This window comes from Gluconobacter sp. P1C6_b (assembly GCF_018811945.1).
In the GTDB taxonomy this organism is placed as follows: domain Bacteria; phylum Pseudomonadota; class Alphaproteobacteria; order Acetobacterales; family Acetobacteraceae; genus Gluconobacter.
Window position 1 is genome coordinate 1 of the sequence record NZ_JACRVU010000048.1, and the last position, 5013, is coordinate 5013.

A 5013-nucleotide genomic window follows, 5' to 3' on the forward strand; every position below is an offset into this window, starting at 1 on the left:
TTCGAGACCGGATCAGAGCTGAGGGCCGGGCTTGGCAGATGGATCGCCCATTATAACGAAAGGCGTCCGCATACGGCGCTGGCTGGACGTACGCCCGATGAGGCGTATCATGACGTGCCGACGCCATCTGGTCCGGGGTTAACCCCGGACCAGATGGCCAACAGCAACGCCGTCAGAAGGGCGGCATAACAACAACCGGGTATAGCTTATCAAGCCCGCAAAACTGTCCGAACGGACGGGACCACCTCACTTGGAGCCCAGCGGAACCTCATGAAAGAAGCGTTCGCGGAACTTGGGCTGCCATATGTATTCGTCAGACTTGTTTTTGTCCTTCGAACCCCAGTTGATCGAGAAAGGCGGGTTGGTCAGGATCCGGTCAAACCGGCGAAGCTCGCCGTTCTCGACATGTTGTGGCTCTCCGAGGGTGTCCTCGTTACGCAGGTCGGCGCTGCTCATGCCATGAAGCAGCATGTTCATCTTGGCGATCGACCAGACGGTGCCCGAGTATTCCTGACCGAACAGGTTGGCTTTGCGTCCATCCTGTCCATTTTCGTCGATATAATCTTTTGCGGCGATGAGCATCCCGCCCGAACCGCAGCATGGATCGTAGATGTCGTGTTCAAGGGTCGGCTTCAGCAGACGGACCATCATACGAACGACTGAACGAGGTGTGTAGAATTCGCCGCCTTTCTTGCCGGCGGAATCAGCGAACTCACCAATCAGATATTCATAGGCGGCGCCTAGAAGATCAGGGAACTCGAAATCTGTATTTCGAAGGCGAATTTCTCCGAAATGGTTAATCAGCTGACGAAGCTTCTGATCACTGATTTTGTTTTGACCGACCTTTCTTGTGAAATCGATGTGATCAAGCACCCCTTCAAGGGCAATGTTCTCCGCTTCTATGCCAGCGAGCGCCTTGTTAAGCATGTCGCCGATGTTTTCATGGGCTTCGTCCATCAGATATTGAAAGCGAGCCTGCTTAGGCACCCAGAAAGTACCACTGCGGCCATACCAAACCTTATTCTCGGCGTCTTTTTCGGCTTGCTTACGTGATGCGCCTGCTGCAATGCGTTTTTCAATTACGTTAAGACGTGCTTCTTCAAAAACATCGGAACAACGCTTCAGAAAAAGCATTCCGAAGATATATTCCTTAAATTCGGAGGCATCCATTTTGCCTCGAAGAATATCCGCTGCACTGAACAGGTGTCGCTCAAGTTGAGAAAGGGTAAGTGGCATTGATACTCTCTAGTCTGACTTGCTCACAGTTTGTGGCATGAGACGAATTCTGACGACAGTTTCCGTGTTCATGAACAGCCTATTCGTTTTATCGGATAATGATCCATTTGTCCGTCTTCTGAAAGGAACGTGGCGTGTTCAGCCTGCGCCTGCGCCATCAGGAGATGGTCAAACGGATCACGGTGATGCAGAGGCAAAGACATAAGGATCTGCAGGTGTTCAGGCTGTATTTGTAGGAGAGAGAAACCTTCCGCAGGAATCGCTGCCAGAATATCGTTCATATCCGCATCCAGCTTTCCGATACGGATTTTGATCGCAATCTCCCATAACGACACGATACTCACCAGAATATCATGCGCCGGATCTGCTATGATCTCTCGTGCATTCTCACCCAGCCGATCGGAGTCCGAAAGCCACCAGAGCAACGCATGCGTGTCGAACAGGATCTTCACAGGTCGCGGTCCATACTTTCAAGAAGATCTACCGGTGTCTGATCAAAATCTTCGCTCATTCTGATCCGTCCTCGAAGAGCTCCTGGCTGACGACGAGGGCGATAGGAAGGAGCTGGTGGCCGCAGTTCAGCCACAACCTCATCATGAGACGTCACGAGGATCGTACTGCCCTGTCTGACCTGACGCAGATAAGCTGTCAGGTTTCCCCGGAACTCCCGAACACCGATTTTCTGTGGGGATGCTGCATTATCTGAAAGATGCTCGCTCATAGTCTCCTCCTTATGTGTCATCATATCATGTACACAGAAGGAGGAGGTAGAGAATTCCTGAGGCATATTCGATTTCAGAGATCAGTGGCTTCCGACAGAGCCAAAGCGTCCTCGACATCCACCCCAAGGTATCGAACCGTACTATCCAGTTTTGAATGACCCAGCAGGATCTGCACGGCTCGGATATTACCGGTTCGTTTGTAAATCATGGCAACCTTAGTCCGGCGGAGCGAATGAGTTCCATATTCCCCGGCGATCAGTCCCACCGCCTGAACCCATTGATCCAGAAGCCGAGCGTATTGCCTTGTGCTCAGATGAGCTTTGGCGCTTAGGCGACTTGGAAAAACATACTCATTCAGGCCACCACCGCGATGCTCCAGCCACGTTCGCACACTTTCGCGCGTTGTTTCCGTAATCTCAAACTGCACAGGTCGCCGGGTTTTCTGCTGGACGACCATGGCCCGATGACGCACCTGACCGCTGGTAACGATGTCGCCGATACGAAGGCTGACAAGATCGCAGCCTCTGAGTTTACTATCGAGAGCAAGATCAAACAACGCTCTGTCTCTGACACGCTGTTCGCTCCCGAGCCAGAACCGAATAGCCCAGAGGTGCTTTTCTTTGAGTGCCCGCTTGGCGCCAACCATTTTTCCTACATTCCAAGGCACGGACGCCTTCAACGTAGGTGATGGAAAACGCGTTTTCTTCTCCATGGTATGTTCTCCTGATCAGCTGCACATGCAGCAATCAGAAGTTTGAACGAGAATATCGACGGACAACGAGTACTATTGCGACTGTCCGCTTTCCGAAAGCTTAATCGGCTTTGCTTATGACCGACATGTAGGCGTAAGCGGACCTGCTGCTTCCGCCTACATTCTGGCCATTTAACCGGGATGCGTGACTTTCCGAAAGCGGACATAGTTTGGGATCTGTGCTCTTCACATCCTCGGCCTTGAACTTACGGCTGAACTGCCATCTGACCCTGCAACACCTCTTACCTTAAGTACGGTCGGCACTGATCGTTGACGCATCTGGGAATGATACGAGGATGCGGCACGCCCTCATCGCGCGCCTCGACTGGATCACGAAGATGCCGTCCAGTTTCCGCCAGCCGGCGCTGAGAGGCACCATCTCAGGTGTCCAGAGCCCTTAACTTGAGTGGGGAAGATCGACGCAGGCAGCCATTGCCTCCTGCGTCGGCTCGTCAGATTGGTATGGCGCAGCCCTTCTTCATCTAAGTAACTGGTCACGTAACACCCGACGATCAGCGACAGCGCCCCGTTGTCCCCACGACGTCCTTGAGATCTAACCGTTTAAACGGGCCGTGTGCCGCGTCACATACCGTTAATCTCAACGTTTCTCTGATAAGAGTGCTCACTATCAAGGCGCGCCCGTCGCACTTTGAGGGAATTAAGCTCTTTCCTAACAATGTGGCCATACCTATGTGGGTCTGTATCAACTATCTGCGTTATGATGGCCAACTCACTCCGCATATCCTCTAGGACATCCAGGTTATTGCCGATATCATCTAATGATAGCGGTATAACGTTGATGTTCTGAAGCGTGGATTTTACCGCTGATAGTCGCCTCATAACACCATCCGCTTCGTCAGGCTTCGCCAGCTTCATCAGAAGATTTTGGCCGTTTTGTTTGATTTCGTCCGCCGCGGAAAACGATATCTTCCAGCTCTTCTCAGCTCGTTCTATTGTATGACTGGCGACATGCTTGAGCCATATCTTCTCCTGATCGGGATTTACAACTGCGAACACGACAGGAACTCTATGATCTATCCAATATTCTCGGTGCTGCTCATCAAAATATCGAATAAACTCGTCTTTGTTATCCTCGGCTCTCGTCGTTTTAATCTGAACCGCCACATATGCTCCAGTGGCAGCCCGCTGGCTGTCCACTAGCTCGATAGTGGCATCAATGCCAACGTCCGGTCCGGTATTTAGTCGACAAATATGACCCAGGTCACGTGTTATCCGAAGGCCGAAATAATGGATGCCGATCTGGTCCGTTGTGTTGTTCGCGGTGAATTGCATCTTCTGGCCACTTTCGTATTTTCTGCGGCATGGTAGCAGATCGTTTCTTTTTAGTGCCTGAACCACAAAGGTCCTGCCCGCAATCGCGAGCGCTATCGCCGCGACCAGAAAAAACGGTCTTGGCCCACTCCCGACACGCTCCGTAAAGCCCGAAAGCTAACCTTACATCAAGAACATCGAGACAGGCCACGCAACCACGCTCGCCATCACGACCGGCCCGAGAAACTCCCGCCCGAGCAGCACAAGAGTATCTCCCCGACCCGCGCCCCAAGAACCTTGCGGATGCCGATTTCATGCGTCCACCGCGCTACTGTGAAGACGAAAAGCCCGAACAGCCCGAGATAGGCGACCAGAACCGAAACTCCGGCTCCGGCCCCAATCCGCCGCCAATCGCGCCCGCGCTTCAACCCCATGAACCCGGACCTGCCAACCCGTGTCCTGCGATTGCACATAGGTGGTTATGGATCGCTAGGAAAACCAGCGCCTTGGGAGGATAACCGGCCCCCGTCATTCTTGGATCCGCCGTCACAGCGATCACGGCAAGCTCACGCAACTGATTAAGCACGTGCGCAGGTTCAAGATCCTGCGAACGGTGCATGCGATTGTCAAGAGTTTCGATGTCATACACGCCCCGAAGAAGGGACAGGCCAGATCCTGGCAATAGGAACGACGGAATATGAAAAAAGGAAGTCTGATCGAAAGGCAGTTCGGGGTCTATGATATTCTGAAAATCGTTAGGATGATACTCATCCTAACGGTAGTCTAGGTCACGTTGACAAAAGGTCTATACGATCTGCGTGAGATCTGATTCACTGTTGTCTTCAATGAAGGCAGTACAGTGGAGCAGGCATGGCACGAGGTGATCTGACGGATCAGGAATGGGCGATCATTGGTCCACTTCTGCCGGCTGAACGCGGACGTTGGGCGCGTCCGGCTGGAGACAATCGCCGGTTCCTCAATGGTATGCTGCATGTTCTGCGCACAGGTTGCCCCTGGCGAGACATGCATGAG

Annotated in this window: 8 protein-coding genes; 2 read left to right on the forward strand and 6 right to left on the reverse strand. The window is 52.6% G+C overall.

Features of this window, described 5'->3' with window-relative positions; all coding sequences use genetic code 11:
- Positions 1-189 (forward strand): integrase core domain-containing protein (locus KP701_RS15770; RefSeq protein WP_215747872.1); only part of this gene is annotated, 189 nt, incomplete at its 5' end.
- A 57-nt stretch (positions 190-246) separates the two neighbouring features.
- Here the strand turns inward: KP701_RS15770 and KP701_RS15775 are convergent.
- The 6 genes from KP701_RS15775 to KP701_RS15800 form a co-directional block, all read right to left on the reverse strand.
- Positions 247-1236 carry a class I SAM-dependent DNA methyltransferase gene (locus KP701_RS15775; RefSeq protein ID WP_215747873.1) on the reverse strand — a complete coding sequence of 330 codons (990 nt, stop codon included), beginning with the start codon at positions 1234-1236 and terminating at the stop codon, positions 247-249.
- Between the two features lie 68 nt (positions 1237-1304).
- The gene (locus tag KP701_RS15780; protein ID WP_215747874.1) at positions 1305-1688 is read right to left on the reverse strand and encodes a type II toxin-antitoxin system VapC family toxin; all 384 of its coding nucleotides are present in this window, start codon (positions 1686-1688) and stop codon (positions 1305-1307) included.
- Positions 1685-2023, reverse strand: coding sequence for a type II toxin-antitoxin system Phd/YefM family antitoxin (locus KP701_RS15785; RefSeq protein ID WP_215747875.1), 339 nt, complete (start codon positions 2021-2023; stop codon positions 1685-1687). Before KP701_RS15785 ends, KP701_RS15780 begins: the two co-directional genes overlap by 4 nt.
- A gap of 8 nt (positions 2024-2031) precedes the next feature.
- Complete coding sequence (locus KP701_RS15790) at positions 2032-2670, reverse strand: tyrosine-type recombinase/integrase (protein WP_215747876.1); 639 nt, start codon at positions 2668-2670, stop codon at positions 2032-2034.
- Positions 2671-3291: 621 nt separating this feature from the next.
- Positions 3292-4002 carry a DUF4365 domain-containing protein gene (locus tag KP701_RS15795; protein ID WP_215747877.1) on the reverse strand — a complete coding sequence of 237 codons (711 nt, stop codon included), beginning with the start codon at positions 4000-4002 and terminating at the stop codon, positions 3292-3294.
- A gap of 206 nt (positions 4003-4208) precedes the next feature.
- Positions 4209-4415, reverse strand: coding sequence for an ABC transporter permease (locus tag KP701_RS15800; RefSeq protein ID WP_215747878.1), 207 nt, complete (start codon positions 4413-4415; stop codon positions 4209-4211).
- A 436-nt stretch (positions 4416-4851) separates the two neighbouring features.
- On the opposite strand from KP701_RS15800, the gene KP701_RS15805 reads away from it, so the two are divergent.
- A partial coding sequence (locus tag KP701_RS15805; RefSeq protein ID WP_215746917.1) for a transposase occupies positions 4852-5013 on the forward strand: 162 nt, incomplete at its 3' end.